Raw genomic sequence first — 19,703 nt, forward strand, 5'->3', positions numbered from 1 at the left:
ACAAAAGGGGGCAGAAGCATGCTTTACCCATCGGTCACAAAGCGTTCGTGATCACGCAACACCGTTCCTTCACAGTGGGTGCATGACTCGACGCATGTCTGAAGTGACGCGTACGAAGCCTGGTCGGCCCATGCACCACTGGCGACGGGACGTCGTCGAACTCGCCGCCCTCTTCACGGCGGTAGCGGTGGCGGACGGGGTGGCGAACCTGATCGGGCACGGGCCCGACGGCCCGGCGCTGCTCGTGATCTCGGCCGTGATGCTGGTGGCGACGGCGGGGTTCCACGTCTGGTGGACACGGCGCCACGGACACGCACCGCCGCCGCCGGACGATACCGATACCGGCGCCCGGTCGTCCGCCGCTGAGCGGCCGACCGGGCCGTCCGACGAGCCCGCGGCGACGCCCGACGCCGCGGCCCGAGCGAGCGCGCTGTGGCGGATGCGCACGACGGTGAAGGAGGAACCGGGCTCACTGGCCGCCCTGTGCACGGAACTTGCCCACCGGCGGATCGACATCCTGAGCCTCCAGACGCATCCGCTGGCCCAGGGCACGGTGGACGAGTTCCTGCTGCGCGCCCCGGGTGAGCTCACGGCGGCGGAGATCAGCCGGACCGCGTCCCTGGCCGGAGGCGCGCACACCTGGATCGAGCGGGCCGACGCCCACGACCTCGTGGACGCGCCGACCCGGATCCTGGGGCTCGCGGCGCGCACCGCGCTGGACCCGGCGGAACTTCCGCTCGCGCTGCGGCAGTTGCTGGGGCGGTGCACGATCCGTTCGCTGCCCGCCACGCCGGTCGGCGGCGGCCCCGGTCCGGAGGAGGTTCCCGTCGGGGGGACGTTCGAGGACACGGTGCTGCGGCTGAGGGCGCCGGAGGGCGGGGTGATCACCGTGGAGCGGCCGTATCCGCCGTTCACGCCGAGCGAGTTCGCGCGGGCCCGGGCGCTGGTGGAGCTGGACACCCGGCTCGGCCCGCGGATCCCGCGCGGGCAGGACGTGCTGACGCTGCCCGAGGGCAACGCCATCACCGTGCGCCGGGCCGACCCGGGCGACGTCGAGGCGGCGAAGGCCATGCACGAGCGCTGCTCCTCGCACACCCTCGGCCTGCGGTACCACGGGCCGGTCGGGGACGCCGACCGCTATCTCAACCACCTGCTCAGCCCGCGCTTCGGGCGGACGCTGGCCGCGCAGACGGCGTCCGGCCGCATCGTCGGCCTCGGCCATCTGCTGTGGGACGGCAACGAGACCGAGGTCGCACTGCTCGTCGAGGACCAGTGGCAGCGACGCGGCATCGGCGCCGAACTGCTCGGCCGACTGGTGGAGATGGCGGTCGAGGCGGGCTGCGAGAACGTGTACGCCGTGACGCAGGCGTCGAACACCGGCATGGTCGCCGCGATGCGCGGCCTCGGCCTCCCCCTCGACTACCAGGTCGAGGGAGGCACCCTGGTCGTCACGGCCCGCCTGGACGCCACCCCGGTCGTCTCCCGCCTGCCGTACGACGGCGGTCAGGAGCGATTCGGCGTACCGCTCGGACGCGACTGAGCACGCAGAGCGCAGGCACGGAACCGAGCACCGGCGCGAGCACCGGATCGAGCACGGCACTCGCCGAATCGGCCCGGCGGGGCCCCACCGAGCCGGCCTGGCGGCACTCCACCAAGCCCGCCCGGCAGGACTCCGCTGAACCGGCCCGGCAGAACTTCGCCGGGCCGGTTCGGCGTTCGCGCCCCGTGTCTCAGCCCACGGCCTCCCGCACCGCCGCCTCCGACGGGGTCTGCGCGCCCTTCCTCAACGCCGCGCCCTGCCCCAACGCCGCGTCCAGGTCCGCCCACAGGTCCTCGACGTCCTCGAGGCCCACCGAGAGGCGCAGCAGCCGGTCGCTCACGCCGGCGCCCCGCCGGTCGTCGGCGTCGACGATGCGGTGGCTGATGGAGGCCGGATGCTGGATCAGGGTGTCGACGCTGCCGAGGCTCACGGCGGGGGTGATGAGGCGCACGCCCGCGATGACCTCGTGCGGGTCCCCGTGCACCTCGAAGGCGACCATCGCGCCGCCGAGACGCGGATAGCGGACGCGGGCCACGCGCGGGTCGGCGGCGAGGCGACGCACCAGCTCGGCAGCGCCCGCGGAGGCGGCCCGCACCCGGACCGGCAGCGTGGACAGCCCCCGCAGCAGCAGATAACCCGCCAACGGGTGCAGCACCCCGCCCGTGGCGAACCGGACCTGCCGCAGCCCCCGCGCGAACTCCTCGTCGCAGGCCACCGCACCCGCCATCACATCGCCATGACCGCCGAGGTACTTCGTCGCGCTGTGCAGCACGAGTCCCGCACCCTGCTCGGCCGGGCGCTGCAGCACCGGCGTGGCGAAGGTGTTGTCGGCCAGCAGCGGCACGGAGCCGCAGGCGTGGGCGATCGCCCGGAGATCGAGTTCGGCCAGCGTCGGGTTCGCCGGGGACTCGACCATCACCAGCCCGGTGTCCGGACGTAGCGCGTCCGCGATGCCGGCCGGGTCGGTCCACGTCACCTCCGTGCCCAGCAGTCCCGCGGCCAACAGATGGTCGCTGCAGCCGTACAGGGGGCGTACGGCCACGACATGGCGCAGGCCCATCGCGGACCGGGTGAGGAGGACCGCGCTCAGCGCCGCCATGCCGCTGGCGAACGCGACCGCCGCCTCGGTGCCTTCGAGCCGGGCCAGGGCGGTTTCGAATCGGGCCACGGTGGGGTTGCCGAGGCGCCCGTAGACCGGCGGCCCGTCCGGCTCGGCGCCGGTGGCGGCGAAGGCGTCGATGCGTGCGGCCTCGCCACGGCTGTCGTACGACGGGTAGGTGGTGGACAGGTCGATCGGCGGTGCGTGCAGCCCCTGTCGGGCGAGGTCGTCACGGCCGGCGTGCACGGCCTCGGTGGCGAAGGCGCGCGGCGCGGTGCGGGCGACGCGGCATGCGCGGGGATCGCCCGCCTCACCCGACGGGGCTGCTTCATCCGACCGGGCTGCCTCACCCGGCATTGCTGCGTCGGCCGACATGGCCGCCCAGGAGTCCTGCCCGCCGGAATCGTGTGCGCGGATGCTCGCTGTGTCCATGGGCCGAAGGGTGAACACCGAGCGGGTCACGGGGTTGGAACACCGTGTTACGTTCGGCCCATGGCCGAATCCGTCGTACTGGATCCGGTGGACCTGCGTCTGCTGCAGCTGCTGCAGAACGACGCCCGGACCACCTATCGCGACCTCGCCGCCCAGGTGGGCGTCGCGCCGTCGACCTGTCTGGACCGGGTGAACCGGCTGCGCCGCTCGGGCGTGATCCTCGGCCATCAGCTGCGCCTCGATCCGGCCAAACTGGGGCGCGGACTGGAGGCGTTGCTGTCGGTGCAGGTCAGGCCGCACCGGCGGGAGTTGGTGGGGCCGTTCGTGGAGCGGATCCGTGCGCTTCCGGAGTCGCGGACGGTGTTCCACCTCACCGGGCCGGACGACTACCTCGTGCATGTGGCGGTGGCGGACATGGCGGATCTGCAACGGCTGGTCCTCGACGAGTTCACGGCCCGGCGCGAAGTGGCCCGCGTGGAGACCCGGTTGATCTTCCAGCAGTGGGACTGCGGTCCGCTGCTGCCAACGGCCGGGCCGACGCCCGCGCCCGCACCCGCGGCTGATTCGCCAATAGTTGGAATACTGGGATGACGTCGGCCTTGTCGCCGTATGAGGATGGCGGCATGTCTGAGACCAAGAGCCCGCTGCCCCGTGAGGTCGCCGACGCCTACGTCGACGCGTACATCGCCCTCGATCCGGTCACCGGTACGTATCTCGGCGTGAAGGAGAGTTCGAGCAGGCTGCCCGACTACTCGCCCGCCGGCCAGGAGGCCCGGGCGGAGCTGGCGCGGACCACGCTCGCGAAGCTGGCGGAGGCCGAGCGGCAACCCGGCGGTGACAGTGACGCGGAGCGTCGTTGCGCCCGGCTGCTGCGCGAGCGGCTCACCGCCGAACTGGCCGTGCACGAGGCCGACGAGGGCCTGCGGGCGGTCGGTAATCTGCACACGCCCGGGCACGCCGTGCGCGACGTGTTCACGGTGACGCCGACGCAGACGGACGAGGACTGGGCGGCCGTGGCCGAGCGGCTGCGCGCGGTCCCGGCCGCGCTGGCGGGCTACCGCGCGTCCCTGGAACTCGGCCTGGAGCGCAAGCTGTACGCGGCCCCGCGGCCGACCGCCACCTTCGTCGAGCAGCTCACCGAATGGTCGGACACGGACGGCTCGGGCCGCGGCTGGTTCGAGGACTTCGCCTCGGCCGGCCCCGAGGCGCTGCGCGCCGAGCTGGACGAGGCGGCCGCCGCGGCGACCGGGGCCGTCGTGGAACTGCGCGACTGGATGCGGGACGTGTACGTCCCGGCCGTCGAGGGCGCCCCGAACACGGTCGGCCGCGAGCGGTACGCCCGCTGGTCGCGCTACTTCAACGGCACCGACCTGGACCTGGACGAGGCGTACGCGTACGGCTGGTCCGAGTACCACCGCATCCTCGGCGAGATGCGCCAGGAGGCCGAGAAGATCCTGCCCGGTGCCGAGACGCCGTGGGTGGCGCTCGCGCATCTCGACGAGCACGGGACGCACATCGAGGGCGTGGACGAGGTCCGCACGTGGCTGCAGGGCCTGATGGACCAGGCGATCGGGGAGCTGGACGGCACGCACTTCGAACTCGCCGAGCGGGTACGGAAGGTGGAGTCGCGCATCGCCCCGCCCGGCGGCGCCGCGGCCCCCTACTACACGCCCCCGTCGGAGGACTTCTCGCGCCCGGGCCGCACCTGGCTGCCGACGATGGGCCAGACCCGGTTCCCCGTGTACGACCTGGTGTCGACCTGGTACCACGAGGGCGTGCCCGGCCACCACCTCCAGCTGGCGCAGTGGGCGCACGTCGCCGAGAACCTCTCCCGCTACCAGGCCACGCTCGGCGGGGTCAGCGCCAACTGCGAGGGCTGGGCGCTGTACGCGGAGCGGCTCATGGACGAGCTCGGCTACCTCACCGACCCGGAGCACCGGCTCGGCTACCTCGACGCGCAGATGATGCGCGCGGCCCGGGTGATCGTCGACATCGGCATGCATCTGGAGCTGGAGATCCCGGCGGACTCGCCGTTCCACCCCGGTGAGCGCTGGACTCCGGAACTGGCGCAGGAGTTCTTCGCCGCGCACAGCAGCCGGCCGGCGGACTTCGTGGAGAGCGAGCTGACCCGGTATCTGACCATCCCGGGCCAGGCGATCGGCTACAAGCTGGGGGAGCGCGCCTGGCTGCTGGGCCGGGAGAACGCGCGCGAGCGGCACGGCGACGCCTTCGACCTGAAGGCCTGGCACATGGCCGCGCTGTCCCAGGGTTCGCTGGGCCTCGACGACCTGGTGGACGAGTTGTCGGCGCTCTGACCGGAACAGCACCGGGACGAACCGTTACGGTCCGTTACGGCTCTCGGTGGCGTCCACGGGACTCGGTCCCGGACGCCACCACCGGTCACCGGTTCAGTTCGGGAGCCGGCGCAGTTGGACGAGGCCGAGCCAGGTCTCCGGTCCCGGCTGGGCGCGGCCGGCACGCACCGCGTACCGGCCGGGCTCCAGGGGGACGTGGAGGCGTTCGGTGCGGTCGGTCTTGTCGCCGGGCCATGCCGAGTCGAAGAGGACGACCGGGCCGGGCACGTCCCAGCTCACCTCGTCCTCCCACACCGCCGTGCCGAGGGCGTCGGGGACGCCGGCCAGCAGCTCGTCCTCGGAGTTGGCGGCACACCACCGTACGAACGTGCCGTGGTCGGGCAGGAAGGCGGTGGACGCCGGTTCGTCGCCCAGCACCAGGGCCGCGCTGTCCCCGACGGGAAGCAGGCCGACATATCTGTCGACCTCGCACGCCCGGTCGTAGTCCGTGGCCAGGTCCTCACCGTCGGCCCCGGCCCAGAAGGCCAGCACCGTCTCGGGAACCGCTATCAGCGGGCCGCCGCCCGACTCCACCCATTCCATCGCGCCTGGATCCGCGTATCGCGCCATGGGCAGAGAACCTACACGCACGGCGGCCCGCGTTCGCCAACGGTCCGTCTTCCTGCCCGGTACGCCCTGAATCACCAAGTCAGCGGCGGCATTTGGCGTTCACCAGGGCCATCGGCGGACCGGTGGCGCGGGCGGCGTGGATATTCCCGCACGAGCCTTGTCCCGCCGTGGATTCCCCTGCTATTCCTCCATCATGGCCGCATATTCCCCGGACGCCACCGACTGGCGCATCCTCGATGTCCTCCAGCGTGAGGGCCGGGCCAGCTTCGCCGAGCTCGCCCGTGCCGTCTCGATGTCCGCGAGCGCCGTCACCGAGCGGGTGCGGCGCCTGGAGGAGGCGGGGGTCATCAAGGGGTACGCCGCGGTCGTGGACGCCGAGCGCCTCGGCCTGCCGGTGCTGGCCTTCGTCCGCCTGCGCTACGCGACCGGTGACTACACGCCCTTCCACGAACTCGTCGCCGCGACCCCCGAGATCCTGGAGGCGCACCACGTCACGGGGGACGACTGCTTCGTCATCAAGGTCGCGGCGCGCACGATGCGCCACCTGGAGGAGCTGTCGGGCCGTATCGGCGCCCTGGGCCCGGTGACCACGAGCGTGGTCTACTCGTCACCGCTGGCCGGGCGACCGCTGGGCCACTGATTCATCCCGCGGTCCGCTGCCTCACCGCGGACCCCGACCGCCCCTTCACGATCTCCAGCTGCGCGTGGACGCGCCGCCGCAGATCGGCGACGTGGCTGACGATGCCGACGGCCCGGTCCCGCTCGCGCAGCGAGTCGAGCACGTCGAGGACCTCGTCCAGGGTCTGCTCGTCGAGGCTGCCGAAGCCCTCGTCGATGAAGAGCGTGTCGAGGCGGACCCCGCCCGCTTCGTCCGTCACCACGTCCGCGAGGCCGAGGGCGAGCGCGAGGGAGGCGAAGAACGTCTCACCGCCCGACAGCGTCGCCGTGTCCCGCTCCCGGCCGGTCCAGGCGTCGACCACGTGCAGCCCGAGTCCGCTGCGGCCGCGCCCGGTCCGGTCGTCGGAGTGGACGAGGGTGTAGCGGCCGGAGGACATGCGCTGCAGGCGTAGCGTCGCGGCGGCGGCGACCTGCTCCAGGCGGGCCGCCAGCACGTAGGACTCCAGGCGCATCTTGCGGTCGTTGTCGGCCGAGGTGCCCGCGGTGAGCGCGGCGAGGCGGGCCACGCGGTCGTATGCGGCGCGCAGCGGGCCGAGCCGTCGCACGCCGTCGGCCGCCCGGGCGGAGAGCCGGTCGAGCTCGGCGCAGCAGTGGGCGGCCGCGTCGCGCTGGGACGCGGCCTCGCGCAGGCTCCGGGCGGCCTCGGCCGCGTCGCGTTGCGCCGCTTCGAGGTCGGCGGGCGGGCGCTGGGCGGCGGCCGCGGTGTCGGCCTCGGCGAGGGCGGCGCGGACGGCGGCCTCCTCGGACTGCCAGGCGTCCAGGCGGTGTTGCAGCTCGCGGTGGGCCGAGTCGTCGAGCAGTGCGTCGGCCGCGGCCCGCGGGGTGTCGAAGCCGGCGCGGTAGGCGGCGTCGGCGAGGCGGGCGTCGGCGTCCTTGAGCCGCTGCGCGGTGTCCTCGGCGACGCGCGCGGTGTCGGCGGCGTCGGTGAGCAGCGCCGCCCGTCGCTCCAGCTGCGCGGATCGCGCGGCCACGCTGGCGGCGGTTCCGCGCGCCTGCGCCAACTCCTCTTCCAGGGCTGCCCTTTCCTGCTCGATGCTCTCCCGGCGGGTGAGCCGCGAGGCCGCCCTGACCGCGGCCTGCTGGCGGTCGGCCAGGCGCCGTTCGCGCTCGTGCTCGGCCCGCCGCAGCTCCTCGTGGGCGGGGTGCAGCCCGGAGGCGTCCCGGCGGGCTTGCGCGTACTGCCGCTCCAACTCATCCGCTTCGGAGAGGAGTTGCTCGGTCGGCGCGTCGCCCGCCTCCGCTGTGGCGGCGGCCAGTTCCTCGCGTACGGCGGCGAGGTGCCGTTCGTCTGCGGCCTTCCGCTCCTCGGCGCTCCGGGAGGCCGCGAGGGCCCGTTCCTCGGCGTCGCGGTCGACGTGTCCGGCGATCTTCCGGGCGGGCTCGGGGTGTTCGGTGGCTCCGCAGACGGCGCAGGGTTCGCCGTCGGCGAGGGTCGCGGCGAGTTCGGCGGCGATGCCGTTCAGGCGCTGTTCCTTGAGGTCGAGCCAGTGCGTGCGGGCGGCCACGGCCTGCTCGGCGGAGTCGAACGCCCGCGTCCGGGCGCGCTCCGCGTCACCGGTCAGGCGGTCGCGCACGCGTGCCGCGTCGAGCCGCCGCCGTGCCGGTTCGCGCTGGACGGCGAGCTGTTCGGCCCGGGTGGCCGCCTCCTGCGCGGACTCGATACGGGCCTGGAGTCCCGCGCGCGTGGTGTCCCAGTCGGCGAGCCAGGCCTCGGCCTCCCGCAGCACGTCCTCGTCGGCGCGCTCCTGCCGGTCCAGTTCGGTGCGCTCGTCCTGGAGGCCGGAGAGCCGCTGCTCGGCGCGGCGGGCGGACTCCAGGCCGCCCAGTTCCTCCGCGGCCCGGCGTGCGGCAGCCGCGAGACCGGCGGCGCCGGCGTCCGCGAACCCGTCCGGCAGCAGCCCGCGCGCGCGTGCCTCGGCGCCGGCCGCGCGCCGGTTTTCGGCCTCGGCCGCGTCCCGCAGCTCCAGCGCTGGTGCGACCGTCTCCGCCTTGCGGCCCCGCTCCATGCGCGTCTGCGCTTCCCGGTGCGCGTCGGCCCTCTCCGCCAGCAGCGCGGCGCGCCTGCGCGCCTCGGCGAACCTGCCCTGCAGTCGGGCGACTTCGCGTACGTCGGCCAGGGCGTGGTCGGCGGCCAAGTGGGCGGACTCGGCGGCGGTGAGGCGGCAGTGGGCGACGGTGAGCCGTTCGCGGGCGGTGCTGCGGGCGACGGCCGCGGCGCTCAGGACGGCCTCGGCCAGGCCGGGTTCGCCCGGGGCGATTTCCGGCAGCTCCATGGCGTCGCCGGCTTCCTGCTGCATGCGGTGCGCGTCGGCCAGCAGCGTGGCGTCGCCCTCCCGTACGCGGGCCTCGGTCGCGCGCCGGCGTTCGGCGAGGCGCTTCTCGACGTCGGCGAAGCGCCGGGTGTCGAAGAGGCGGCCCAGCAGCCTGCCGCGCGCCTCGGCGTCGGCCCGCAGGAAGCGCGCGAAGTCGCCCTGGGGCAGCAGGACGACCTGGCAGAACTGCTCGCGGCTCATGCCGAGCAGCTGGGTGAACTCCTCGCCGATCTCCTGGTGCGAGCGGCTGAGGTCCTTCCAGGCGCCGGCCACCGCGTCGTACTCGCGCAGCCAGCTCTGGGCCTTGTCCGTGGTCGTACCGGTCCCGCGCTTCTTGGGCCGCTGCCAGGGCGGCTGCCGGGTCACCTCCAACCGCCGTCCGGCGACGGTCAGTTCGAGGCGGACCTCGGTGCGGATGCCCGGGTCGGCGTGGTCGCTGCGCAGGGAGAGGCCCTGGCCGGACTGCCGGGCGCCGGGCACGGTGCCGTAGAGCGCGTAGCACACGGCGTCCAGGACGGAGGTCTTGCCGGCGCCCGTCGGCCCGTGCAGCAGGAAGAGCCCGGCGGCGGACAGCGCGTCGAAGTCGACCGACTGGGAGCCGCCGAAGGGGCCGAAGGCGGTGATGTCGAGCCGGTGGAGCCTCATCGTGATACCCCCGCACCATCCCGTACGCGCGTGGTCACCGCGCGACCTCCCGTTCGGCGTCGTCCGCGCGCACCGCGTCGAACGCCTCCCGCAGCACGGCCTGTTCGTGCTCGTCGGGCCACGCTCCCCGCACGTGGGCCACGAAGTCCTGGGCGATCTGCTGGTCGCTGCGGCCCGCGAGGCGCTCGGCGTACGACACGTCGGGGTCGTCGGGGGCGCGCTCGGGGGCGAAGGCCAGGCTGAGTGCGTGCGGGAAGCGCTCGGCGAGCCGGGCCATCGGGTCGGCGGGGCGGACCGGGTCGGTGAGCGTCGCCTCGACCCACGCCTCCTCGTGAGGGGCCAGGGCCGGGTCGGCGAGGAGGTCCTCCAGGGTGCCCCGGATCCGGGCCAGCGGGCGCGGCACCGGGCAGTCGAGCCGCTCGGCGGCCACGGCGCCGTCGGCGTCGAGGTCGACGAGCCACATGCTCTTGCGGTGGTCGGCCTCGGAGAAGGAGTAGGCGAGCGGGGAGCCCGAGTAGCGCACGCGCGCGGTGATGGTCTGGCAGCCGTGCAGATGCCCCAGCGCCACGTAGTCCACGCCGTCGAAGACCCCGGCCGGGACCGCGGCCACCCCGCCGACGGTGATGTCCCGCTCACTGTCGCTGGCCTGGCCGCCGGTGACGAAGGCATGGGCGAGGACGACGGAGCGGGTGCCCTGCGCGCGCGTGGCCAGATCGGCACGCACCCGGTCCATGGCGGCGGCGAGCACGGTCTCGTGCCCCGCCTTGCCGACGCCGAACTCGTCCTTCACCAGGGCCGGTTCGAGGTACGGCAGCCCGTAGAAGGCCACGTCGCCGAAGGCGTCCGTCAGCACGACGGGCCTGCCGCAGGCCGACGGTTCGGTGCGCAGATGGATGCCGGCCCGCCCGATGAGGCCCGCGCCGACGCCGAGCCGGCGGGCCGAGTCGTGGTTGCCGGAGATCATCACCGTGGGCACGCCCAGCTCCGCGAGCCGGTGCAGGGCGGCGTCGAACAGCTCGACGGCGGCGAGCGAGGGCACCGCCCGGTCGTACACGTCTCCCGACACGACCACCGCGTCCACCTCGCGCTCACGCACGGTCGCGACGAGGTGCCCGATGAACTCGGTCTGGGCATCGAGCATGTTCACCCGGTGAAACGCCCGGCCGAGATGCCAGTCGGAAGTGTGCAGAATTCTCAAGACACCGCTCCGACCTGCATGTTTCTCCTTATGGCACCCCTGGATCCAGCCCCCGACCGGCACGGCCTCGGCTTTCGGCACCGACCACGCTAACGCCTGTCGGCACCTGATCTCTCACAGACCTCGATCTGCGGCTCGCCATCGCGCTGTGATGAAGCTCTAATCCAGGTCGGCCTGCCAGAGGTCGGGGCCGAACACCTCGTACTGGATGTCCTCGGGTGCGACGCCCCGTTCGAGCAGCTTGGTGCGCACACCCTGCATGAACGGCAGCGGACCGCACATGTAGTACAGGGCGTCGTCGGGAAGATCGACGTCTTCGAGGTCCATCCGTCCCTGGAAGACCCCGTTCAGCGGCTCCATGGTCTCCGCGCCCTTCTCGTACCAGGCGTACACCTCCGCGTGGCGCGACTCCAGGACGTCGGTCACCACCTGGCGGCGCAGCGGGAACGAGGCCTCGTCGAGGTCGCCGTGGAGGAGGGTGATGTGCAGCCCGGACCCGGCCTTGACGAGGTGCGAGAGCATCCCGGCGGCCGGGGCGATCCCGATGCCCGCGGTCGCGAACACCACCGGCCGGCCCGCGTCGTCCAGGACGACGTCGCCGTACGGCAGCGACGTCGTCACGATGTCGCCCACGTCCACCGACTCGTGCAGGAGCGTCGACATCTCCCCGGCCGGCTCGATGCCGAACCCGCGGACCCGCTTGACCGAGAACTGGCGGCTCTCGCCGTCGTCGGCCCGGGTCAGGCTGTACTGGCGGGGCTGCGGCACCCCGTCCGGCATCATCATCCGGACGGTCACGTACTGGCCGGGGAGCGAGGACTTCACCAGGCGGTCGTCGATCCGCTTGACCACGAAGGTCACCACGTCGTCCGTCTCCCGGATCTTCTTCGCGACCTCCCACTCCCGCCACACCGTCTCCGGCCTCGCCCCACGTGCGCTGTACAGGCCGCGTTCCCCGCTGATCAGGGCGTTGGCTGACAGCTCCCTCCAGCGAGGACGTGTGGGATCTCCCGGCCGCGGGTTCTGAGCGGCAGGTCACTCGACGGCATCGCGGCGAGGCGGCCGACGCCCGGTAGCGGCCGGACAGGCGCGGAACGACCTGGCGAAGGGAGGCTCTCCGCGGTGAGCGAGGTCGAGGCGGATCCGGGGCGGACGCCACCTGCCGGGAGGCGGCCTGCTGTCGCGGCCAGGATCTGGAACTGTGCCCTCAGGCTATGACGCGCTCCGGAGCCGGGCGACTCGTCCCGGGCCTGTGCGACCGGCGTGAGCAGCACGTCCCCTGAGCATCTCGCGTCGTCTCGTCCGTCGTCGGGGCGGTCACTGCTGCCGTGCGCGCTTCATGTCCACGCGCGCGCCGAGCATGGGTGTCCCCTCCTCGCCGAGGAGGTCCGGTGCCCGTCCGCCATGGCACGAGGAGGGTGTTCCGTCGGCGCACGCTCTCGTCGTCGAGCAGGCTCATCGCCCGCCCCACCTGCCGGGGGCCGGCACCGATCCGCCTGCCGATGTCGCCGTAGGAGGCGACGCGGCCGGGCGGGATGGCGGCGACGGCCTCGCGGACCTCTTCGATGATGTTCATGACGGGGTCATTCGGTGGGCGGTCGGTGATGGATACCGTCTTGGACGGTCAAACCCACCCTATGCGGCCTGTCAGGCGTCCCCGTACGCCTCTCCTCCCAGCTCGAAATCCGCCGTCCCGGCGGTGGCGTCGGCCAGCCATGCGCGGAAGGCGTCCACGTCGGCGTCCGGCAGACCGATCTCGATGGTGACCGCCTCCCCGTAGCGGACGTCCCGCACGTCGCGTCCGGTCGAGCGCAGGTCGTTCTGCACCTTTCCGGCGCGCTGGTGGTCGACGGTCACCGTGGCCAGCCGGAAGCGGCGCCGGGTGAGGGTGCCGAGCGCGTCCAGGGCCTCGCCGACCGCTCCGCCGTAGGCCCGGATGAGGCCGCCCGCGCCTAGCTTGACCCCGCCGTAGTAGCGGGTGACGACGGCGACGACGTACCGCATGTCGCGGCGCAGCAGCATCTGGAGCATCGGGACGCCGGCGGTGCCGCCCGGTTCGCCGTCGTCGCTGGCCTTCTGGACGGCAGCGTCGGCTCCGATGACGTACGCCCAGCAGTTGTGCGTGGCGTCGGCGTGCTCCTTGCGAACGCGCGCGATGAAGTCCTGGGCCTCCTGCTCGGTGGCCGCGGGGGCGAGCGCGCACAGGAAGCGGGAGCGGTTGACCTCGGTCTCGTGCACGCCCGCGTGGGCTACGGTGCGGTACTCGTCCTGCATCCGGCCAGCCTATGCGGACGTCAGCGGTCGCCCGCCGTCGAGGTACGGGTCACGATGTGGGGGACGCTCGCTCACCGTGCCCGCGGGGCATCCCGGCGGGACCGTCGTGTGACACGCCCGCCGTCGTTCCCGAGGAGGCAGGACCGTATGACCGGCGTCCAGGCGGAGAGCAGGCATGGCCGTCGGTGAACACGCGCGCACCGCACACCGCTCACGCTGGCGGGCATGGCTGCTGGAGGGCCTGAGCGAGCAGACGGGCAGCCATCCGGGGCCGCACCGCACGCCGCGCCCCGAGCAGGAGGGCCACCGGTGGTGGCGGGTGATGTGCCTGACGGGCGTGGACTACTTCTCGACGCTGGGCTACCAGCCGGGCATCGCGGCCCTCGCCGCCGGTCTGCTCTCGCCGCTGGCCACGCTCGTGCTGATCGCGCTGACGCTGCTGGGCGCGCTGCCGGTGTACCGCCGGGTGGCGCGCGAGAGCCCGCACGGCGAGGGCTCGATCGCCATGCTGGAACGGCTGCTGCCGTGGTGGTCGGCCAAGTTTCTCGTCCTGGTGCTGCTGGGCTTCGCGGCGACCGACTTCATCATCACGATCACCCTGTCGTCCGCGGACGCCGCGGCCCACGTCGTGGAGAATCCGTTCGCCCCGCACTGGACGCACGGCGGGAACGAGTGGATCACCCTGGTGCTGCTGGGCCTGCTCGGCGCCATCTTCCTGAAGGGCTTCAAGGAGGCCATCGGCATCGCCGTGGTGCTGGTGGCCGTGTACCTCACCCTGAACGTCGTCGTGCTCGCCGTCTGCGCCGTGGCGGTGTTCACCCACCCCCTGCACATCGACGACTGGACGCACGCGCTCACGGTCGACTACTCCTCGCCGCTGGCGATGGTCGGCGTGGCGCTGCTCGTGTTCCCGAAGCTGGCCCTCGGCATGTCCGGCTTCGAGACGGGCGTGGCCGTGATGCCCCAGATCAAGGGCGCCCCGACCGACACCTACGAGAATCCGGCGAGCCGCATCAAAGACACCCGCAGGCTGCTCACCACGGCCGCCCTGATCATGAGCTGTCTGCTCCTGCTGTCCAGCCTGGCGACGACGCTGCTCATCCCGCAGCAGGACTTCAAGAGCGGCGGCCCGGCCAACGGACGCGCGCTCGCCTATCTGGCGCACGCCCTCCTCGGCGAGGCCTTCGGCACGGTGTACGACGTCTCGACGATCACGATCCTGTGGTTCGCGGGAGCGTCCGCGCTCGCCGGGCTGCTGAATCTCGTACCGCGCTACCTCCCCGGCTACGGCATGGCACCGGAGTGGACCCGGGCGGTGCGTCCGCTGGTCCTGGTCTTCCTGACGGCCGCCGTGCTCATCACGCTGTGGTTCCACGCGAGCGTCGACGCGCAGAGCGGCGCGTACGCGACCGGTGTGCTGGTGCTGATGCTGTCGGCGTCGTTCGCCTGCACGGTGGCCGCGCACCGGCGGGGCAACCGCTGGGCCACGGGCGGCTTCGGCGTGATCACCACCGTGTTCGCGTACACGCTCGTCACGAACGTCGTCGAGCGGCCCGACGGCATCAAGATCGCGTCGATCTTCATCGTGACGATCCTGCTGACGTCGCTGTGCTCGCGCGTGCACCGGGCGTTCGAGCTGCGCGCCACCGACGTCGTCTTCGACGAGGCCGCGCTGCGGATCATCGACGAGGCCGCGCAGTACGGCCCGCTCCGGCTGATCGCCAACGAGCCGGAGGAACACAGCAAACGGGAGTACCAGGCCAAGGTGCGCGACCAGCTCCGGCACACCCTCATCCCGGAGGGCGCGCCGCTGATCTTCCTGGAGGTCTTCGTACGGGACTCCTCGGACTTCACCACCGAGATCACCGTGCACGGCGACCAGAAGCACGAGGTACGGCGCCTGCGCGCGACGGGGCCGACGGTGCCCAACACGATCGCGGCGGTGCTGCTGGCGATCCGCGACCGCACCGGTGAGACGCCGCACGTCTACTTCAACTGGACGGAGGGCAACCCCGTCAGCCATCTGATCCGCTTCCTGATCTTCGGCGAGGGCGAGGCCGCGCCGGTCACCCGCGAGGTACTGCGGCGGGCGGAGCCGGACCAGGAACGGCGGCCGTGGGTGCACGTGGGGTGAGCCCGGAAGCCGCGGGAGCCCTATGCCTTCTTTCCTCGGGGCACGGTGACGGACGTCAGCAGCGCCCCGCCGGGGGCGAGTGCGTCCCAGCCGGTGCCGTGCCACGCCAGGACGGCGATCGCGGACGTCGGGAACTTCGTGCGCACCTGCGCGAGCGCGTCGTCCAGGCTGTCCCCGGCCAGCTCCTGGACCAGCTCCTCCAGGCCGGGGTTGTGCCCGACGAGGAGCAGCGTCTCCACCTCGGGGGACACCTCGTGTACGACGTCCAGCAGGTCGCGTACGCCGGCCGCGTACAACCGGGAGTCGAAGCGCACCGGCGGCGGGGTGCCCCACTGCGCCGAGGCCAGTTCCCAGGTCTGGCGGGCGCGCAGGGCCGTGGAGCACAGCGCCAGGTCGGGCAGGCAGTCGGCCTCGGCGAGGGCACGACCGGCGGCGGGGGCGTCCCGGCGGCCGCGCTGCGCGAGGGGCCGCCGGTGGTCGGCCGCGCCTTCGGGCCAGGCGGACTTGGCGTGCCGCAGGATCACCAGGCGGCGCAGCGGGCCGACCCCCGCGCGGGCGCTCACGCCGGGCTCCCGAGATCACGGGTCAGTTCGAGGCCGAGCAACCGGTCGGCGTAGGCGTAGGTCTCGAAGCGGGCGCCGTCGGGCAGGTCGGCGGAGTTCTCCACCCACCGCAGGACGCCCAGGACCGCAGGCACGTCCAGGTCGTCCTCCCAGGCGCCGTGCAGCCGCCGGCGCACATCGTCGGGAACCGGCCGCGACGGCTGCCGGGCCCATGCGGCGACGGCCCGCCGCCACTGCGCGAGCGTGCTCGCGGCGTCGTCGAGCGCGGCCGCGTCGATCCGTACCGGCGAGGTCCGAGGGGCGGACAGCAGGGCCAGCCGCAGGGCGGCGGGGTCGGGCAGCGATCCCCCGACGGAAGCCGGAGACACCCCTGCCCCGGCTTCCCCGGCCACGGGCGCGACCCGCATCACCGTCCCGGGCGGCACACTGTCGTCGCCCTCCCCCATCACCCGTACGGTCTGCGCCTCGCCCGGCCCTCCGGCGAGGTCACGGGCGTCCTCGAACGGGCGGATGCCCAAGGCCAGGGCGGCAGCGCGGAGTTCGGCCGGCTCCCGGTCGCCGGTGAGCGTCGACCAGACGGGGGTGCCGCCGAGTTCCAGGGCGCGGACCAGGAGGTCGGCGACCAGGAGCACGCGCAGGGACGAGGTGTCGGGTCCCGACACGTGCGCCTCCACCCGGGTCAGGCCCCGGCGGGCGGGCGGGACGGGGACGGGCTCGCCGGTTCGGGCGTCGATGATGCGCAGCACGGGGTGAGCGTAGGCGGGCGGACGGCCGAACGCAGGCACCCGGTGCCGAATCCGGACACCGTGGCGGGCCGGAATCACGGGCGGACCGGCACTGTTGCCCCGAGGGCAGTTCCCCTCTGATCACCTCTGATCCCTGTGATCCCCACTGACTCCAGGAGGCCGACCGTGTACGGCGACGAAGCGACGATCCGCAGGATTCTGACCGAGCTCGGTGACACCTGGGCCGTCGTCGGGCTGTCCTCGAACCCCCGGCGCGCGGCGCACGGCGTGGCCGGGGTGCTCCAGCGCTTCGGCAAGCGGATCGTGCCCGTCCACCCCAAGGCGGAGACGGTCCACGGCGAGCGCGGCTACGCCTCGCTCGCGGACATCCCCTTCGAGGTGGACGTCGTGGACGTCTTCGTCAACAGCGAGCTCGCCGGGGCGGTCGCGGACGAGGCGGTGGCGAAGGGCGCGCAGGCCGTGTGGTTCCAGCTCGGCGTCATCGACACGGCCGCGTACGAGCGGACTCGGGCGGCCGGCCTCGCCATGGTCATGGACCGGTGCCCAGCCATCGAGATCAATGCGCTGCGGTAGCCCTGGAGAAGCCCTGCGCCAGGTCTCTGCCCACCAAGTGGATCATGTTTGACGAGGCCGCGTCATACTGTGCGGATGACGTTCACTGCCCTCAACCCCAACTCCGCGCCCGCGGAACGACGTCCGGTCGTCATCATCGGCGCCGGTCCCGCCGGGCTGACCATCGGCAACATCCTGCGGGCCGCCGCCGTCGACTGTGTGGTCCTGGAGACCGAGAGCAGACGGTTCATCGAGACACGGCAGCGAGCCGGCGTCATCGAGGAGTGGGCCGTGCGCGCGCTGGAACGGCGCGGTCTGGCGACGAACCTGCTCGCACGGGCGCTGGTGCACTCCGAGTGTGAATTCCGGTTCGCCGGCAAGCGGCACCTGTTCGCCTTCGGCGAGCTGACGGACCAGCACCACTACGTCTATCCCCAGCCGTTGCTGGTGGGGGATCTGGTGCGTGAGTACGCCGACGTCCGCGGCGGCGATGTCCGCTTCGGCGTGAAGGACGTACAGCTGCACGATCTGGACACGGAGCGGCCCGCGGTGTCGTACCTGTGCCCGGAGACGGGGCAGCGCCGGATGATCCACTGCGACGTCGTCGCCGGATGCGACGGGGCGCGCGGGGTGACCCGGAACGCGCTGCCGACGGAGCGGGCGCGGATCGCGCGGCAGGACTACGGCATCGGCTGGCTGACGATGCTCGTCGACGCGCCGCCGTCGTGCGACTACGTGGCGTTCGGCATCCACCCGCGCGGGTTCGCCGGGCACATGCCCCGCAGCGCCGAGGTCACCCGCTACTACCTCCAGGTCCCGCCCGGCGACGACCCCGAGAACTGGTCGCACGAGCGCGTGTGGGCCGAGTTGCGGGAGCGGCTCGCGGCGGACGGGGCGCCGCCGTTGACGGAGGGGCGGCTGATCGAGAAGCGTGTGCTGGACATGCACAACCACGTCGTCGAACCCATGGTGTTCGGGCGGCTGTTCCTGGCGGGCGACGCCGCCCATCTCACCGCGCCCATCGCCGCCAAGGGCATGAACCTGGCCCTGCACGACGCCTTCCTGCTCGGCGACGCGCTGGTCGCGTACCTCACGAAGGGCGACCACGACGGGCTGGCCGACTATTCGGACGCGTGTCTGCGCCGGGTGTGGGACTACCAGGACTTCTCGCAGTGGCTGTCCGACATCTACCACGGGACCGCGTCAGGCGACCCTTACGTCGCGGGCACCACCCTGGGCCGCCTGCGCCGCCTGTTCACCTCACCCGCCGCCGCCGTGGCCTTCGCCGAGCAGTACCTCGGGTCGGCCCCGGCCTTCTGACCGGTCTCCGCGGGGGCGGGGTGCCGGAGCATGCAGCACGCTCCGGCACCCCGCCTCGGAGAGTGGCCCTCAGGCGACGCCCAGCCCCTCCAGCACCACCGCGCCGGGCAGTTCGGCGAACGCCTTGCCCGGTACGAGGAGTTTGCCGCGGCGGCGTCCGCTGCCGACCAGGACATACGGCAGGTCGACCACGGCCGAGTCGACCAACACGGGCCAGTCGGCGGGGAGTCCGACGGGGGTGATGCCGCCGTACTCCATGCCGGTCTCCCCCGTCGCGGCGTCCATCGCGGCGAACGAGGCCTTGCGGGCGCCGAGTTGGCGACGCACGACGCCGTTCACGTCGGCCCGGGTGGTGGACAGCACGAGGCACGCGGCCATCTGGGTCTCACCGCCTCGCTTCCCCGCCACGACCACACAGTTCGCGGACCGCTCGACCAGGTCCCGGCCGTAGTGCTCCACGAAGACGGCCGTGTCGGCCCACTCCGGGTTGGTGTCGACGTAGAGGATCTGCTCGGCGGGGACGCTGCCGCGCCACTGCCGTACGGCGTCGGCGACCGGGCGGACCAGCTCGTCGAGGCAGTCGGGGGCGGGAGTGGCGGTGTCGAAGTCTCCGATGGGTGCACGCATGGCCGCACGCTAGCAAGAGACGGCTCCGCGCCCTCGCGGCTCCCGGGCCCCGAGGCTCTAACGCACGGGCGGGACCGAGACCGCCATCACCATCTCCATCGGAACGTCGCCGTCATTGCCGTACGTGTGCGGGGTGTTGGCCTCGAAGGACGCGCTGGCGCCGGCCGGGACGCGGTACGCGACGTCGTCGACGGTGAGCGTCAGCTCCCCCGCCGTGACATGGACCAGCTCGACCGCGCCCGTGGGGTGCGGGTCGGAGGAGCTGGACTCACCGGGCATGAGGCGCCAGTCCCACATCTCCACCGGGCCGGGGGCCTCGGTACCCGCGAGGAGCCGGTTGTAGCTGCCCGCTTCGGTGTGCCAGAGCCGTGCGGCCTGCTCGGCCGGGACGATGCGGACCTTCGGGCCCTGCTCGTAGTCGAGCAGGGTGGTGATGCTGATGCCGAGCGCGTCGCCGATCTTGACGACCGTGCCGAGGCTGGGGTTGGTCCGGGCCTGCTCGATCTGGATGAGCATGCCGCGGCTGACGCCCGCGCGGGCGGCCAGCGTGTCCAGGGTGAAGCCGCGCTCGGTACGCCAGCGTTTGACGTTGCGCGCCAGGGACTGGGTCAGCAGGTCGAGGTCCGACACGTTAAGTCCATTATTCTGAATGGGGGAGT

General features: G+C 72.9%; 18 protein-coding genes. 7 read left to right on the plus strand and 11 right to left on the minus strand.

Annotated elements, in window-relative coordinates:
* Window positions 1–130: 130 nt before the first annotated feature.
* Entirely contained in the window at window positions 131–1,540 is a 1,410-nt protein-coding gene (locus ABZ910_RS18230) for a GNAT family N-acetyltransferase (RefSeq protein WP_361365858.1), read from the plus strand.
* A 190-nt stretch (window positions 1,541–1,730) separates the two neighbouring features.
* On the opposite strand, the gene ABZ910_RS18235 is transcribed toward ABZ910_RS18230, so the two are convergent.
* Window positions 1,731–3,071, minus strand: coding sequence for a PLP-dependent transferase (locus tag ABZ910_RS18235; RefSeq protein ID WP_361365636.1), 1,341 nt, complete (start codon window positions 3,069–3,071; stop codon window positions 1,731–1,733).
* 60 nt (window positions 3,072–3,131) lie between these two features.
* On the opposite strand from ABZ910_RS18235, the gene ABZ910_RS18240 reads away from it, so the two are divergent.
* Window positions 3,132–3,662, plus strand: coding sequence for an Lrp/AsnC family transcriptional regulator (locus ABZ910_RS18240; RefSeq protein WP_361365639.1), 531 nt, complete (start codon window positions 3,132–3,134; stop codon window positions 3,660–3,662).
* Between the two features lie 32 nt (window positions 3,663–3,694).
* Window positions 3,695–5,386, plus strand: a complete 1,692-nt coding sequence (locus ABZ910_RS18245) for a DUF885 domain-containing protein (protein ID WP_361365642.1) — start codon at window positions 3,695–3,697, stop codon at window positions 5,384–5,386.
* A 93-nt stretch (window positions 5,387–5,479) separates the two neighbouring features.
* Here ABZ910_RS18245 and ABZ910_RS18250 read toward each other — a convergent pair whose 3' ends face one another.
* Window positions 5,480–5,995, minus strand: coding sequence for an immunity 21 family protein (locus tag ABZ910_RS18250; protein WP_361365645.1), 516 nt, complete (start codon window positions 5,993–5,995; stop codon window positions 5,480–5,482).
* A 193-nt stretch (window positions 5,996–6,188) separates the two neighbouring features.
* Here ABZ910_RS18250 and ABZ910_RS18255 point away from each other — a divergent pair, with 193 nt between their 5' ends.
* Window positions 6,189–6,635, plus strand: coding sequence for an Lrp/AsnC family transcriptional regulator (locus ABZ910_RS18255; RefSeq protein WP_361365648.1), 447 nt, complete (start codon window positions 6,189–6,191; stop codon window positions 6,633–6,635).
* Between the two features lies 1 nt (window position 6,636).
* Here ABZ910_RS18255 and ABZ910_RS18260 read toward each other — a convergent pair whose 3' ends face one another.
* From ABZ910_RS18260 to ABZ910_RS18280, 5 genes are all read right to left on the minus strand, one after another.
* Window positions 6,637–9,630 (minus strand): SMC family ATPase, encoded by a 2,994-nt coding sequence (locus ABZ910_RS18260; protein WP_361365651.1) that lies wholly within the window; start codon window positions 9,628–9,630, stop codon window positions 6,637–6,639.
* 34 nt (window positions 9,631–9,664) lie between these two features.
* Window positions 9,665–10,828 (minus strand): exonuclease SbcCD subunit D, encoded by a 1,164-nt coding sequence (locus tag ABZ910_RS18265; protein WP_361365654.1) that lies wholly within the window; start codon window positions 10,826–10,828, stop codon window positions 9,665–9,667.
* Between the two features lie 159 nt (window positions 10,829–10,987).
* Complete coding sequence (locus ABZ910_RS18270) at window positions 10,988–11,740, minus strand: FAD-binding oxidoreductase (RefSeq protein WP_361365656.1); 753 nt, start codon at window positions 11,738–11,740, stop codon at window positions 10,988–10,990.
* Window positions 11,741–12,035: 295 nt separating this feature from the next.
* On the minus strand, window positions 12,036–12,404 hold the full coding sequence (locus ABZ910_RS18275) for an MGMT family protein (RefSeq protein WP_361365659.1): 369 nt from the start codon (window positions 12,402–12,404) through the stop codon (window positions 12,036–12,038).
* A 71-nt stretch (window positions 12,405–12,475) separates the two neighbouring features.
* Window positions 12,476–13,102, minus strand: coding sequence for a YigZ family protein (locus ABZ910_RS18280; protein ID WP_361365662.1), 627 nt, complete (start codon window positions 13,100–13,102; stop codon window positions 12,476–12,478).
* 175 nt (window positions 13,103–13,277) lie between these two features.
* Between ABZ910_RS18280 and ABZ910_RS18285 the strand changes: the two genes are divergently transcribed.
* A complete protein-coding gene (locus ABZ910_RS18285; protein ID WP_361365665.1) occupies window positions 13,278–15,236 on the plus strand; it encodes an amino acid transporter in 1,959 nt (652 codons plus the stop codon).
* 20 nt (window positions 15,237–15,256) lie between these two features.
* On the opposite strand, the gene ABZ910_RS18290 is transcribed toward ABZ910_RS18285, so the two are convergent.
* Together ABZ910_RS18290 and ABZ910_RS18295 are read right to left on the minus strand one after the other, a co-directional pair.
* Window positions 15,257–15,799 (minus strand): histidine phosphatase family protein, encoded by a 543-nt coding sequence (locus tag ABZ910_RS18290; RefSeq protein WP_361365668.1) that lies wholly within the window; start codon window positions 15,797–15,799, stop codon window positions 15,257–15,259.
* Window positions 15,796–16,545, minus strand: a complete 750-nt coding sequence (locus ABZ910_RS18295; RefSeq protein ID WP_361365670.1) for a hypothetical protein — start codon at window positions 16,543–16,545, stop codon at window positions 15,796–15,798. Before ABZ910_RS18295 ends, ABZ910_RS18290 begins: the two co-directional genes overlap by 4 nt.
* Before the next feature lie 165 nt (window positions 16,546–16,710).
* Between ABZ910_RS18295 and ABZ910_RS18300 the strand changes: the two genes are divergently transcribed.
* On the plus strand, window positions 16,711–17,118 hold the full coding sequence (locus ABZ910_RS18300) for a CoA-binding protein (protein ID WP_361365673.1): 408 nt from the start codon (window positions 16,711–16,713) through the stop codon (window positions 17,116–17,118).
* Between the two features lie 75 nt (window positions 17,119–17,193).
* Window positions 17,194–18,417 (plus strand): 4-hydroxybenzoate 3-monooxygenase, encoded by a 1,224-nt coding sequence (locus tag ABZ910_RS18305; RefSeq protein WP_361365676.1) that lies wholly within the window; start codon window positions 17,194–17,196, stop codon window positions 18,415–18,417.
* 69 nt (window positions 18,418–18,486) lie between these two features.
* Here ABZ910_RS18305 and ABZ910_RS18310 read toward each other — a convergent pair whose 3' ends face one another.
* A complete protein-coding gene (locus ABZ910_RS18310) occupies window positions 18,487–19,044 on the minus strand; it encodes a YbaK/EbsC family protein (RefSeq protein ID WP_361365679.1) in 558 nt (185 codons plus the stop codon).
* Window positions 19,045–19,101: 57 nt separating this feature from the next.
* Complete coding sequence (locus tag ABZ910_RS18315; protein ID WP_361365681.1) at window positions 19,102–19,674, minus strand: XRE family transcriptional regulator; 573 nt, start codon at window positions 19,672–19,674, stop codon at window positions 19,102–19,104.
* Window positions 19,675–19,703 lie beyond the last annotated feature (29 nt).

This window comes from Streptomyces sp. NPDC046805, assembly GCF_040645355.1.
Lineage (GTDB): Bacteria > Actinomycetota > Actinomycetes > Streptomycetales > Streptomycetaceae > Streptomyces.